The 14,773-nt window shown below is 35.9% G+C and carries 9 protein-coding genes; 6 read left to right on the top strand and 3 right to left on the bottom strand.

Annotation, left to right across the window (positions count from 1 at the left end; all coding sequences use genetic code 11):
- Positions 1–15: 15 nt before the first annotated feature.
- Positions 16–1,458, bottom strand: a complete 1,443-nt coding sequence (gene ccoG, locus MP478_RS04005; RefSeq protein ID WP_257199662.1) for a cytochrome c oxidase accessory protein CcoG — start codon at positions 1,456–1,458, stop codon at positions 16–18.
- Positions 1,459–1,715: 257 nt separating this feature from the next.
- On the opposite strand from ccoG, the gene MP478_RS04000 reads away from it, so the two are divergent.
- Positions 1,716–2,609 carry an SMP-30/gluconolactonase/LRE family protein gene (locus MP478_RS04000; protein WP_230034335.1) on the top strand — a complete coding sequence of 298 codons (894 nt, stop codon included), beginning with the start codon at positions 1,716–1,718 and terminating at the stop codon, positions 2,607–2,609.
- 518 nt (positions 2,610–3,127) lie between these two features.
- Here MP478_RS04000 and MP478_RS03995 read toward each other — a convergent pair.
- Together MP478_RS03995 and MP478_RS03990 are read right to left on the bottom strand one after the other, a co-directional pair.
- The gene (locus tag MP478_RS03995) at positions 3,128–4,435 is read right to left on the bottom strand and encodes a DEAD/DEAH box helicase (protein WP_257199661.1); all 1,308 of its coding nucleotides are present in this window, start codon (positions 4,433–4,435) and stop codon (positions 3,128–3,130) included.
- A gap of 150 nt (positions 4,436–4,585) precedes the next feature.
- Positions 4,586–5,851, bottom strand: coding sequence for a carcinine hydrolase/isopenicillin-N N-acyltransferase family protein (locus tag MP478_RS03990; protein WP_257199660.1), 1,266 nt, complete (start codon positions 5,849–5,851; stop codon positions 4,586–4,588).
- 279 nt (positions 5,852–6,130) lie between these two features.
- Between MP478_RS03990 and rpsA the strand changes: the two genes are divergently transcribed.
- From rpsA to MP478_RS03965, 5 genes are all read left to right on the top strand, one after another.
- A complete protein-coding gene (gene rpsA / locus MP478_RS03985) occupies positions 6,131–7,918 on the top strand; it encodes a 30S ribosomal protein S1 (protein ID WP_230034341.1) in 1,788 nt (595 codons plus the stop codon).
- A 194-nt stretch (positions 7,919–8,112) separates the two neighbouring features.
- Positions 8,113–9,531, top strand: a complete 1,419-nt coding sequence (locus MP478_RS03980) for a T9SS type A sorting domain-containing protein (RefSeq protein WP_257199659.1) — start codon at positions 8,113–8,115, stop codon at positions 9,529–9,531.
- A 257-nt stretch (positions 9,532–9,788) separates the two neighbouring features.
- A complete protein-coding gene (locus MP478_RS03975; protein ID WP_257199658.1) occupies positions 9,789–12,428 on the top strand; it encodes a T9SS-dependent M36 family metallopeptidase in 2,640 nt (879 codons plus the stop codon).
- A 132-nt stretch (positions 12,429–12,560) separates the two neighbouring features.
- Positions 12,561–13,547, top strand: a complete 987-nt coding sequence (locus MP478_RS03970; protein ID WP_257190547.1) for a DMT family transporter — start codon at positions 12,561–12,563, stop codon at positions 13,545–13,547.
- Positions 13,548–13,629: 82 nt separating this feature from the next.
- On the top strand, positions 13,630–14,625 hold the full coding sequence (locus MP478_RS03965) for an alpha/beta fold hydrolase (protein ID WP_257199657.1): 996 nt from the start codon (positions 13,630–13,632) through the stop codon (positions 14,623–14,625).
- Positions 14,626–14,773 lie beyond the last annotated feature (148 nt).

The raw sequence follows: 14,773 nt of genomic DNA, 5'->3' as shown, positions 1-14,773 counted from the left end.
TCAGCCACCAGCCACCTATAACACAAGCTTAAATGGTCCTTCAAACGTAGTTTCAAATGAATCTACCATTTTTCCTTTTTCATCAAAAACTCCAATGACCAAATTCTGTTTTGAAAACTTAATATCTTCCTCAGGAAAGGTGATATTGATGTTTCCTTTAAGAATTTGATCTCCTTTCAAAATGATTTTTTCAGATCCAAAATAAGTGATCTCTGCATGGGCAGGCATTATGACTTTAATCGTCAGTACCTTTTTATCGTTAGACTTATTCAGAAGGGTATAAATGAAAGTATTGGTAATTTTACCGTTTTTAATAAAGAATGTAGATCCTGCCGGTTTGATGAACTTGGCTTCCATAGATCCTCTGTCGTACATTAAAAATCCAAGGAATCCAATGAGTAAAGCCAGAAAAACGGTAGTAGCTTTCATTCTTGAAGTGAAAGTAAATTTTTCCTGATTCTCAATTTCTGCTTCTGTAGCATAACGAACCAGTCCTCTGGGCAGTCCTACTTTGTCCATTACTTCATCACAGGCATCAATACATGCAGTACAGTTGACACATTCAAGCTGCTGGCCATTTCTGATATCAATTCCTGTAGGGCAAACCACTACACATTGGTTACAATCAATACAGTCTCCCTTCCCGGCAGCTTTTCGGTCTTCATTATTTCTCCATTTTGATCGGCCTTCTCCTCTTTTAAAATCATAATATACATTGATCGTCTGCTTATCAATCAGAACGCCCTGAAGTCTTCCGTACGGACAAACCAATGTACAAACCTGCTCACGAAGCCACGCAAAAACAAAATAAAACGTCATGGTGAAAAACAGCATGGCGGTAAACTTGAGTGAGTTTTCGGCCGGGCCTTCACCCATAATACGGAAAACCTCTTCATACCCTACGATATACATGAACATAAAGTGAGAAATAGCAAGGGATATTAAAAGGAATACCGACCATTTTGTGAGCCTTTTTCTTATTTTTTCTGTATCCCATTCCTGTCTGTCGAGTTTCATCTGCTTATTTCGGTCGCCTTCAATCCAGTATTCAATTTTACGAAAAATCATTTCCATAAAAAGAGTCTGGGGGCACAGCCAGCCACAGAATATTCTTCCGAAAACCACCGTGAAGAGCATCACAAAGATAACCGACGTTACGGCACCTAAAGCAAGAATGAAAAAATCCTGAAGATAAAAAGACTGTCCGAAAATAAAGAATCTCCCATCAATAACATTAATAAGAAGAAAAGGGTTGTTATTGATTTTTACAAAAGGCAGTCCGAAGAACAAAGCAAGCAAAACGTAGCTGGTGTAATTCCGGTAATTGGTATATTTTCCTTTGGGCTTTCTCGGGAAGATCCATTTTCTTTTCCCCGTTTCATCCATTGTTCCCACTGAATTTCTAAAATCTTCATTTTCGATTTCCAAAGACTTGATGTTGTTGGACTCTGCACTCATTATCGTATCCTATAAAAGTATTATGGTAATATTGTATCGTAAAATCAATTTTGTTTTTAGGACTGTTTTTTTTGTGAAAAAACTTATTGATCCTACTACTGCAAAGCTCCGGATTATATTTTTCCACTACTAATATGATCTACTTAAAAAATAGGACAATTGGGACATTTTTATTTTAAAGTTATAACAGATCAAAATGATAAAATAACTTTGAATCCTATCTTGCAAGTTGTAAATTGCAGTTTTAAAAATGAAGTATGAAGAATATCTGTAAAATAGGACTGATTGGTTTGGTTTTCGCATTGATAAATTGTCAATCAGTAAATTATAGTAAAATGTTTTATGAAGGAGTAAAGCCTGAAAAGGTTTCAGACAAGTTTAGTTTTACGGAAGGACCGTCAGCAGATCATGAAGGAAATGTTTATTTCACGGATCAGCCTAATGATAAAATCTACTATTGGGACTGGAAAAGCAATCAGGTCATAGAATTTCTGGATAAGACAGGAAGGGCAAACGGAACTCATTTTGATAAGGACGGTTATCTGATTACCTGCTCTGATGATCAGGGAGAGATCTGGAAAATATCAAAAGATAAAAAAGTAGAGGTTATTCTGAAAGGATTTGAAGGAAAAAGACTGAACGGACCCAATGATGTATGGAATGATGCTTTAGGGGGAATGTATTTTACAGATCCTTTGTATGAAAGGGATTACTGGACTGATTTTAAACAGGAATTAGAGCATAAAAGTCTCTACTACAGAAATAAAGAAGGTAAAACTGTCAAGCTGGAAACCTTTACACAGCCCAATGGAATTATAGGAAGCGAGAAATTGAAAAAGTTGTACCTCTCAGATATTGATGCCGGAAAAACCTATGTTTATGATATTCTTGGAGAAGGAAAGCTGTCAGAAAAAAAACTCTTCTGCGAAATGGGATCAGATGGAATGACTTTGGACAAACACGGAAATCTTTACTTAACAGGAGATGGCGTACATATCTTTAACCGGGACGGTAAGAAAATCTATCATATTTCCATTCCTGAAAAATGGACCTCCAATGTAACGTTTGGCGGAGAAAATAATGATATTTTATTTATTACAGCTTCAAAATCTGTGTATATTTTTCCAACAAGAGTGAGAGGAATTAAGTAGTCTTACTTATCATATTTTACCACAAAAGTCACAAAAATTTTATTTCTAAATACTTTAAAAGCTTACTGTATGTAAAAGTTCATATAATAAGAAAATCAAAGATTTTCAAGAAACTTAAGTGTACTTTTACCCGCAAAGCCAGTCTCTTAAAATAACTAAAGTGTTAAAAACTTTTGTGACTTTTGTGGTTTAAAATGTTAACAAGATATAGTTCGTACCAGGATTTATTTGGTAGAGAAAATAATAATATCTTATTACTGCTCAACATCTGTGTATATTTTTACCACAAAAGTCACAAAAATTTTATTTCTAAAAACTTTAGTACACTTAAGCGAGTGTAAAAGGCTACGAATAAAATAATGTTCACAAAGAGAAAAATCAAAGATTTTCAGGAACTTAAGTGTACTTTTACCCGCAAAGCCAGCCTCTTAAAATAACTAAAGTGTTAAAAGCTTTTGTGACTTTTGTGGTTTAAAATATTAATAAGATATAGTTCGTAATAACATGTATACCTGATCTTAATAAGCAACCTCCATTTTTACCTTTTTCCCTTTCAGCTTTTCATTCTGAAGCTTTCTCAAAACAGCATTCACTTTATTTCTGGAAACAGCAACATAGGATGTAGTATCTTTTACTTCAATTAAGCCTATATCTTCTTTTTGGAGTTCCCCCTTTTTAATGAGATAACCAACTACATCTACTTTATTTACTTTGTCTTTCTTTCCGGCACTGATATAAATGGTTTGAAATGGTGTTTTTTCCGGAACTTTAGTAAAGCCGGCTACACTTTCTTCAGGTGTGTTATTTTTGATGAATGGGAAATTCTCATCTTCAGTCATGATAAGATAAGCAAAACCTTTGGCATTCATTCTGGCGGTACGTCCGTTTCTGTGAATAAAGGCATCCTCTTTTGGAGGCAGCTGGTAATGAACAATAGATTCCACTTCAGGAACATCAAGTCCGCGGGAAGCCAGATCAGTCGTAATAAGAATTCTTGCAGAATCATTTCTGAATTTCAGTAAAGCACGCTCTCTCTCATCCTGTTCCATTCCGCCATGGAAAGTTTCCCTGTCGATACCTTTTTCTCTTAAAAGCTCAGAAATCCTGTCAACAGCTTCACGGTGATTGCAGAAGATCAAGGTTCTTTTATTTCCGATCTTGCAGATTAAATTGAATAAAGTATCTAGCTTTTCTTCAGAAATAGTCATCACTTTCCGTAATTGGATATCCGGCTTTACTTCATTTAATTTTAAAAAGTCAATGGTCTTTTCATTCTTTAAGCCTGTAAACTTTGGAATTTCATCCATTGCTGTAGCTGAGGTCAGAATTCTTTGTGAAAGACCTTTCAGTGAGCCGGAAATAAACTCCATATCCTCGTGAAATCCTAATTCCAATGCTTTATCAAATTCATCCAGTACTAAAGTCTGAATGGTTTTCGGATCAAAATTATTATTTCTTATATGGTAGGCAACCCTTCCCGGAGTTCCGATTAAAACAGCGGGAGCCTCAATTAAATTATTGACCTCAATTTTTTTATCATGACCTCCATAGCACACAGAAACTTTGAAATCTGTTCCCATTGCTTTGAAAACCTGTTCAATCTGTAATGCCAATTCTCTGGCAGGAACTAATAGTAAAGCCTGCACACCCTGCACATCTTTTTTCAGATTTCTGAGAACCGGAAATAAAAAAGCAAGAGTCTTTCCTGAACCGGTAGGAGAAAGCAGGACGATATCGGTATTGTTTTCAGAGGCAGTGTATGTAGATTTCTGCATTTGATTCATTTCCTGAATCTGCAGTTTTTGATAAATTGATTCTAATTCCATGGTGCAAAGGTAAGAAATTAGGCGGTAGGTTGTAGTGGTGGGAGAGGTGATGGTTGATAGTTAATAGTTGATAGTTGATAGTTGATAGTTGCGCGGCTCCTGTCACTAATCTCCAATCTCAAAGTCTCTTGTCTTTATTCTTTGCTCCTTTTATCTAATCCGGCTGAGTATTTCTTTTCCCCGTATTAAAGTTACCTTGTAGGAATCTTCCGGGTTGGAAACAGATTTATTATAGTATTCTTTTGCCGTTGTATGATCTCCTTGTATGAGATTGACATATCCATACATTTCGTAAATGAAATTTTTAAGTTTGAGATCCGGATTTTCTTTTTCGGATAAATAATTAAAAATTTTTTCTGCGGATGTAAGCTTGGCATCCTGATATTGCTGTATTTCATATCCTTTTGGAAAACTGAACCAATAATCCCACATTCCGCCATGAGTATGCTCATTCCATGAATATTTTACAAGCTGTAAGGCGACCTCTAATAAAGCTGAGTCTAAGTTTTTGTTCTGAGGAAGCTGTTTGCTGCTTTCTGCAAGATAATAATCAATGGTTGAATCTGTGCCTTTTATTTTTATCTCCTGCAGGATAGATTCCTTTGCATATAATGAATGATTCTTTGAAAAACTTTCGTAAGCAAAAGAAGCCGGAAAGTGGTCGGCCAGATTTTCAATACGATATCCTTTTTTCAGTTCAGCTTTTAGATCAATTGTATATACATTATTATAATCATGGAAAAGATAAACATAGATAATTCCTCTTTTTAGATCGCAGATCATAGAGTATAGGGTTGGAAGGTCTCCTTCCTGGTGGGTTTTGTTTAAAATATTCTTAATAAAATCCAGACTGATATTCTTTGAGGCAGAAAGTTCTTCGTTTACAATTTCCGGTCTTCTGCATGATAATTTTCCATTAATGCTATTGCAGTTGGCATTAACCTGAAACTCACCTTTTTTTTCAATAATGCCTTTAGGATTGATCAAAATAGAATTGCCTTCTTTGTCAGCCAACAAGACCTGGGAAGGAGAATTGTAGTTATACTTTTTGATGATCGCTATTGCTTCTTTTACATTTTTACATTTTCCTAAAACTTCCCACATCAGAAATCCTTTGTAAATGTTGAGCTGTTTCAATTTGCTGATGTCATAATTGGCTGCAGCAAAATCAAAAAACAATCCATATTCATTCATTGCAGAAGCTACCTGCATATCAGGACCTCCAAAACATACGGATCCATATCTGTCTCTTGTGGTTGGGTTATACCATATCCTTGTAAATGGAGTAGTGTCGTCTTCATTAGCGGCAGCAAATACTTCCCCTCCTCTGGAGCATGAAAAAATAGTACAGGCCTTTATCATGTTGATACTATAAAATAGTATACCGATTAAAACAAGAAGAATTTTTTTTTGCATGGTATATTTTTTAGTAATGAGCTTTCTTAGCATGATGTTCTTAATAGTAAACAATTCTGATGGCAAATGTATTACACTACAACTTCAAAGCTATTGATATGTAATGAAAAACAGTCTGGGAATACATTGTTCATATTAAATAAATTCCTTATCTTTGCATCCACTTTTTGTGGGAGAGGTTTGATAAGGTAAAATATTAAAAATTAATTACTTCCGTATTTTTTAAATCCACATTTATTCAAATCATTAAAAAAGAAGGAATACAAATTTTATTAGAAAATGTCAAAAGAGACAAATTCAGCAGAGGTTATTTTAAACCAAAACGTAGCACCAGAACAATTTGATTGGGATTCTTTCGAATCAGGTCTTGATGCAGATGCGAGAAAAGAAAAAAGCGACTTAGAAGAAATCTACAACGGATCTCTAAACAGCCTAAACGACAATGACGTTTTAGTAGGTAGAGTAGTAAGATTAACTGATAAGGAAGCTATCGTAGACATCAACTTCAAATCAGAAGGTGTTATTTCTCTTAACGAATTCCGTTACAACCAAGGCCTAAGTGTAGGTGATGAGGTAGAAGTAATGGTTGACAAAAGAGAAGACAAAACTGGTCAGTTACAGTTATCTCACAGAAAAGCCAGAACGCTTAAAGCTTGGGATAAAGTAAACGAACTTCACGAAACTGGAGAAATCGTTAACGGTTTTGTTAAGTCTAGAACTAAAGGAGGTATGATCGTTGACGTTCACGGAATCGAAGCATTCTTACCAGGTTCTCAAATTGACGTTAAGCCAATTAAAGATTACGATCAGTTCGTAGGTAAAACTATGGAGTTCAAAGTTGTGAAAATCAACCCTGAGTTCAAAAACGTAGTTGTATCTCACAAAGCATTGATCGAAGCAGATATCGAAGGTCAGAAAAAAGAAATCATCGCTCAGCTTGAAAAAGGACAAGTTCTTGAAGGTACTGTTAAGAACATTACTTCTTACGGTGTGTTTATCGACTTAGGAGGTGTAGACGGATTAATTCACATTACAGATCTTTCTTGGTCTAGAGTGAACCACCCATCTGAAATCCTTGAAGACGGACAAACTGTAAAAGTGGTAATCCTTGATTTCGATGACGAGAAAACAAGAATCCAATTAGGTATGAAGCAATTAGAAGCTCATCCTTGGGATGCTCTTTCTGCTGACATGAAAGTAGGAGATAAAGTAAAAGGAAAAGTAGTAGTTCTTGCTGACTATGGTGCATTCGTAGAGATCGCTCCAGGGGTAGAAGGATTAATCCACGTTTCTGAAATGTCTTGGTCTACTCACTTAAGATCTGCTGGTGACTTTGTGAAAGTAGGTGATGAAGTAGAAGCTGAAGTATTAACTTTAGATAGAGAAGAAAGAAAAATTTCTCTTGGTATCAAGCAATTATCTAAAGATCCATGGGAGAATATCGAGGTTAAGTACCCGGTAGGATCTCAGCATGTAGGAACTGTAAGAAACTTCACTAACTTTGGTGTATTCGTAGAGTTAGAAGAAGGTATCGACGGATTAATCTACATTTCTGATCTTTCTTGGACTAAGAAAATCAAGCACCCATCTGAGTTCTGTGCAGTAGGTGATAAATTAGACGTTGTAGTTCTTGAATTAGACATCCAGGCTAGAAGATTATCTCTAGGTCACAAGCAATTGACTGAAAACCCATGGGATAAATTCGAAACTAAGTATGCTGAAGGAACTATCCACGCTGGTAAAGCTGTAGAAGTTCACGATAAAGGAGCTTCTGTACAATTCGAAGATGCTGAAGTAGAAGCATTCTGCCCTTCAAGATTATTAGAGAAAGAAGATGGATCTAAAATCAAAAAAGGTGAAGATGCTCAATTCAAAGTAATCGAATTCAACAAAGAATTCAAGAGAGTAGTAGTTTCTCACACAGGAATCTTCAGAGATGAGGAAAAGAAAAATGTGAAAGACTCTTCTTCTAGAAATGTTTCTTCTTCAAACAATGAAGAAAGATCAACTCTTGGAGATATCGATGCATTAGCAGAATTGAAAAGAAAAATGGAAGAAGGTAAATAATCCTTGAAACCCATTGATAATATGAAGCCGCTCATTTGAGCGGCTTTTTTTGTTTTATTATGGAGGCCTTAAAAAAATCCTTTGAAATTTTAAAATTATTTTAACGTTAATGATTGGTTAACGTTAAAACATTTCATATAATACAATTTATTAATGTTTATTTTTAATTAATCCTAATTTAAAAGTATTGATTTATGAAAAAAACATTTTTATTTTTCCTTTTTGGATGGCTAATGCTTGGGAATTCTTTACAGGCACAGACAGACTATATTATTTGCCTGGACAATGGTTCCTCAGTTACTAATGCACGCTTCAAAGAGATGCGGCTTACTGCTGCCAAATTGATTGAGCGTCTTATGGCTTGCCATTCAAAAAACAGATATGCCGTAGTTCATTATGGAGCAGGTTTAAATAATGGGCCCAGCTTAGGCCTTACTCCCAGAATATATATTGAGAGTGATTTTGTAACTTCTATATTTCCAGAACCCTATCTCGTAAGAAGACTTAATTATGGGCAGCATTTTCATGAAGCGCTAGGATTGATGGGAAAAGCACTGGATGGAGTCTATAGCCCGGAAATTGTAAGTCCTCAGACTTCTTTGCATAAAAATGGAAGTTCCAAGCTTGTAGTTATAGTACTTACCGATGGTTCCCGAAATAGCGGTGATTTATCCACAGGTTCATATTTAGCAAATTATTATGATACAGCACTTAATACACCGGGAGCTTTTAAAAATGTAACCAATTTTAAAGCAGTTAGAGGCGCTAAATTCGTAATGATACATATGAGTCCGAACAGCCAGTCTTCTGCAACAGGAGCTTCTATTGCGAGTGCCGGAGGATCTTATACAGGTAGCATTGAAAGTAATGTAGATGATCCTGATTACGGAATGCTGCCACGGCTTTATTATCCTAGAAATCAGTCTTTTGTTTTTAGCTCTGTTACCGAGATGCCCAAATTTGATGAAATAGTTAATGCTATTTGTATCCCTCCGTCATGGGGAGGAACTTTAAAATTTTTCTATGAATTTAATAGCTGTGGTATGCCGGGAGATTTTAATATTACCGGTGAATACACTTTACCTGCAGGAGGTGTTCTGTTGAATAGTAAGCTGGTTCTCCGGGATATTAGTACCGGTCTGGATTATGGGATCTCTACAACCCCAACTTATAATGGAGGTAATTATGTTAATTTTCATTTTTATCCTTCAGATATTAATATTCCTCAGGGATCAATGGCCAAATATAAATTTGTGATGACAGTACAGTCTAGTACTCCTACAGGGACTGTTGAAACGATGAGCTGGAATCATTATCCATTCTATCCTTACGATTTGGATGCTGTATGTTCGAGAAATGCTTCTGAAACAGCGATGGGTACTCTTACTATTACACCTAATCCTACTGATGGCAGATTTAAAGGAGCTTTGGATAGAGAAATGGGATCAGGAAAGCTTGAAATATTGGATTTGAATGGTAATGTAGTGCTTACAAAAACGATAGAAGGAAAAACATTTGATGCAGATTTGAAAAACAGGCAGCAGGGTATTTATATTGTAAAAGTTACATCAGATAAAGGTGAAATAAGCGTAGGTAGAATTATAAAGAAGTAAATAACGATAATGAAACTGTCCGTGAGGGCAGTTTTTTTGTTAGAGTTCAGGATAAATATGGAAGCAAAAATAATGAATATGATAGCTGTATGCCGTTCCATACTCTTGTAAAAGACTATAGATTCTCTTTATTGAGAATTATCTAATTGCTGTTTTTAACAAAAAAAATATCTGTATCAATTTATTTTAATTGAAAAAATAATAAATAAGCTTTTGTTTTGTGAATTATTTGTAGATTAGCGGCTTTAATAATTGACATGAAAAATAAAACTTTACCTCTTTTGTTTGCTGTGTTTTCAGCATTTCCGGCTTTTATGTTTGGACAAGATAATGAAAGGCTGATTAAGGATTATATTTCTCAAAACAAAATAAGAGAATATAAGAAATCTGACCTTACGAATTTTATTGTAGATAATGTAGATGACTCAAAGTCACTGAATGGAAATGTTGTAAAATTTGTACAAACCTACAATGGCTTACCAGTGCACAGTTCGGTAGGAACGGCACTTATTAAGGACCATAAAGTGGTGTACTTTACAGACAACTTTATTAAGGATTATACTTCAGCAACATCAAGTGTTGCCGTTATTAATAAAAGTACTGCCCTTCAAAAGATTGCAGAGGAGCTAAATAATGCTGATATTGCCCATTTTACTATCCTGGAATATCTTGAGAAAAATAATAAGAAAGGAACCGGATCAGCCAATCAGAGGCTGGCATATGCCAATGATGGAAACGGAAACTTACGTCTTGTATATGAATACAGCCTGATGGAACCCAAATCTCCAAATTACTGGAATATTTTGGTAGATGCTTTTAATGGGAATATTCTGGAGAAAAATAATTTAACATTATCATGTAATTTCCGTCCTGATGCATATGCTTCAGAGGTTGGACATGATCATAGTGAGCATCTTGGAAATTTATTGATAGGTCCTGAGAATAAAACAGCTCAAAACAGCTCTTTCTTATTACTTCCGGACAATGCTTCCTATAATGTTTTCCCTTTGCCTATTGAGGCACCTACTTTTGGTTCGAGATCAGTTATTTCCAATCCTTGGATTTCCGTTGCTTCTCCGGAAGGATGGCATTCTGATGGTGTTAATCACTATACAGTAACGAGAGGAAATAACGTTTTTGCTTATGAAGATGTTGCAGGAACAGCGTTAACAGCTCCTGATTATTTACCCGGAACACCGGTAGATGGCGGTGCAGCAAGAAGCTTTGATTTCCCTTTTAGCATCAATGGAACCCCTGTTGCTAACAGAAATGCGGCGATCACTAATTTATTTTATCTTAATAATAGAATTCATGATGTTTTCTATCAGTTTGGATTCACAGAATCTGCTAAAAACTTTCAGCAGAACAACTTTGGAAAAGGAGGGGAAGATGATGATTCTGTATATGCGGAAGCCCAGGATGGCGGCGGTTTAAATAATGCCAATTTTTCTTCTCCGGAAGATGGTTATAATCCTAGAATGCAGATGTATTTATGGAGTAAAGTAAATCAGCTGTTCTACTACAATACTCCTGCCGGTGCTGTTATACGTAAACCTTTAGCTGGTGTATCAGAATTTGGGAATCCATTGGATGCTACCGGAGTTACAGGAAATGTACAGTTATCTTCGGTTCCGGAAGGATGTACTGCCTTACCTGCAGGATCACTTACAGGAAAAATAGGATTGGTAGAAAGAGGGACGTGTTCTTTCGTTATCAAAACAAAAAACCTTCAGGATGCCGGAGCTACAGCCGTTATTATTTATAACAATGCTGTAAATGGCGAATCAATAGGTAATATGTCGGGAACAGATCCTACGGTAACAATTCCTACGGTTCTTGTTGCTAAATCTGAAGGAGATTATATCAAAGGTCAGCTTGCTGCTAACGTAACGGTAAATGTTACCCTTAAGAATGATCCGGCTACCAGCGTAACACCGGATGGAAGCTTTGATAACGGTATCGTAACTCATGAATATGGACACGGTATATCTAATAGATTAACAGGAGCAGGATCTAATTGTTTAAATGCAAACGTTAGTAAGGAGCAGATGGGTGAAGGATGGTCAGATTTCTTTGCTTTAATGCTTACCAATAAAGCGGGCGATAATGCATCGGTGCCAAGAGGAATGGGAACCTATGTAGGAGGTCAGCCAATAAGCGGTGGAGGTATCAGGCCTGCCAAGTATTCTCCGGATCTTACCATCAATAATTATACGTACGGAAGCACTAATGGTATGGTGTACAATAACTCAAGTGGAGGAGTTTCACTTGATGTCCATTCTATTGGATTTGTTTGGGCAACCATGCTGTGGGATCTTCACTGGAAATATGTTGAAAAATATGGCTATTCATCTGATGTATTGGCAAACAGTACTAACGGAAGCAGCAGAGTATTACAGTTAGTTACCGATGCATTGAAGCTTCAGGGCTGTAACCCTTCATTTATAGATGGAAGAAATGCTATATTAGCTGCAGAGACAGCAACAACCCAAGGTCAGGATAAATGTATGATCTGGAATGTTTTTGCAAGAAGAGGACTGGGAGTGAATGCTTCAGCAGGACTTAAAAATAATATCAATGACCAGTTGGAAGATTTCTCAGTACCTGCAGAATGTACGCTGGCTACAAATGAAGTGAAATCTGTGAAAGACAGTAAGATTTCTATTTATCCGAACCCTGCCAAAGATGAGTTTTATATTAACTTCCCAAGCAACGCTCTTGGAAAAGTAAGTGTAGAATTGTATGATACAAGTGGTAAACTGGTTTCTTCTGAAGATAAAATTTCACCGGATGCTAAAAAGGCTATTTCTACCACTCGTTTAGTAAATGGAGTATATTTGATAAAAGTGAAAGGACTTGGTTTTGAAGCTACTTCTAAAGTAATCGTAAAAAAATAATTAATTTTTATCATCAATAATTTCAGAGATCCTCACAAGCTTGCTTGTGGGGATCTTATTTTATCTGTTATGACTAAGCTTCAGGGATAGTTTAATTTATATGTCGTAACTTTGCAGGCTGTAAAAAAAATTATGAAGAAGAAAAATATACTAAAAGGTGTTTTATTTGTAGGAATTGGAGCTAGTATATATGGTATGTTAGCCACTTTTGTGAAAATGGCGTATCATGACGGTTTTACAACCTCAGAAGTTACTACTTCTCAGTTTGTATTGGGACTGCTTGGTTTGCTGATCCTGAATTTTATCCAGACGATTACCTCCAGACAAAAATTATCATTACCGAATTCTAAGGAAGTAAGAATGTTAATACTTGCAGGAACTTCCCTGGGAGGAACCAGTTTGTTTTACTATATCGCTGTACAGTATATCAATGTTTCCATTGCTATTGTGCTGCTGATGCAGTCGGTTTGGTTCAGTGTGGTAGTAGAGAGTATTCTGGCAAAAAAACTGCCTAATGCAAGAAAAGTAGTTTCCGTAGTGATTGTATTGCTGGGAACAGTACTGGCTACCAATCTTATTAATATGGAAATAGAACTGGACTGGCATGGAGTATTCTGGGGATTGATGGCCGCTGCTTCATACACGCTGACGATGTTTACGTCCAATACACTGGCTACCCATCTTCCGGTATTCAGAAAGAGTATTATTATGCTGGCGGGAGGTTCTGTTGTGGTTTTCACATTTTTATTCTTTGCGCAGATAGGTCCCATGTATTTTGATAGCTTACAATCACTGTATTTAAACTTTACAGAAAATACGGAACATATTCACTCCTTTAATTATTCAATATTCTGGACATATGGATTTGTTTTAGCGCTGTTTGGTACCATTATTCCACCAGTCTTATTCAATATTGGTTTCCCGAATGCAGGGTTAGGACTGGGAAGTATTGTTTCGTCTCTGGAACTTCCGGTTTCAGTAACGATGGCTTTTGTTTTATTAGGTGAAAAGGTGTTTTTAATACAATGGGTAGGTATCGTTTTGATTCTTTTTGCTATTGTTTTAATGAACCTGCCTTCCAAAAAAGAAAAGGAAATTTCCGTTGCCGAATTATCTTAAAATCATATTTAAATAAAAATAACAGTTGAAAACCGCTTCTTTTGAAGCGGTTTTTTTAATTTTAATAGCTAAAATAAACTTCATGAAATATTTCAGAAATATAATTACGATGTTGGTATTAACCGTTAGTCCGGGAGTGGTATTTTCCCAGGTAAAACCTTTGGATGCTGTACTTTCAGAATATAAATACCCCTACAATGTTCATTTTTTGAATTTAAAATCTCAGCATAATGATCTAAAGATGGCTTATATGGATGTAAAACCCCAAAATTCCAACGGAAAAGCAATTATGCTTCTTCATGGTAAAAATTTTAATGGGGCCTATTGGGAGCAAACCGCTAAAGATTTGTCTGCTAAAGGTTTCAGGGTAATTATTCCCGATCAGATAGGATTTGGTAAATCGTCTAAACCTCAAAGTTACCAGTTCTCTTTTTCACAGCTGGCAGAAAATACCAAGGCCATTCTGGATGAATTAAAGCTTGATAAAGTTATTGTTTTGGGGCATTCAATGGGGGGAATGGTGGCTACAAGGTTTACCCTTCTTTATCCTGAGAAGGTTCAGAAACTGATCCTTGAAAATCCCATAGGTCTTGAAGATTATAAAACATTTACAGGATATCAGACTATAGATCAGGCATACCAGGCAGAACTTAAAAATACAGCCGAAACCTATAAAAATTATCAGCTGAAGTTTTATTATGACAATAAATGGAAAGACGAATATCAGCCCTGGCTGGATCTGATTGCCGGATGGACGCTTCATAAGGACTATCCACAGGTAGCCTGGGATGCTGCCTTGACTACCGATATGATTTATAACCAGCCGGTTTGCTATGAATTTAAAAATATAAAAACCCCAACCTTACTGATCATAGGGACGAGGGATAGAACAGCAATAGGAAAAGATAGAGCACCTAAAGAGCTTCAGCCTAAAATGGGGCAATATCAGGAATTGGGAAAGAAAACCCAGCAGGAGATCTCAGGCTCAAAACTCGTGGAACTCGACAATGTAGGTCACTTACCACATATTGAGGTCTATCCTAAATTTTTTGAAGCTTTATATGACTTTATACAATAGGATAGAAATGAAAAGGCTTAGTATTTCAAATATTTTACTGTTTGAAATACTAAGAGCCTGTTTAAATTTCTAAATTTGATTTTTTGTATAACATTCAAATCTTTATCCAAATCACATTCTTTAAGGATTTTTTTGATTAAAAAGATAA

Origin of the sequence: Chryseobacterium sp. WG14, assembly GCF_024586945.1 — a bacterium.
Classification (GTDB): Bacteria; Bacteroidota; Bacteroidia; order Flavobacteriales; family Weeksellaceae; genus Chryseobacterium.
The sequence above is the reverse complement of the archived record's forward strand: the minus strand, read 5'-3'. Positions and strand labels throughout refer to the sequence as shown.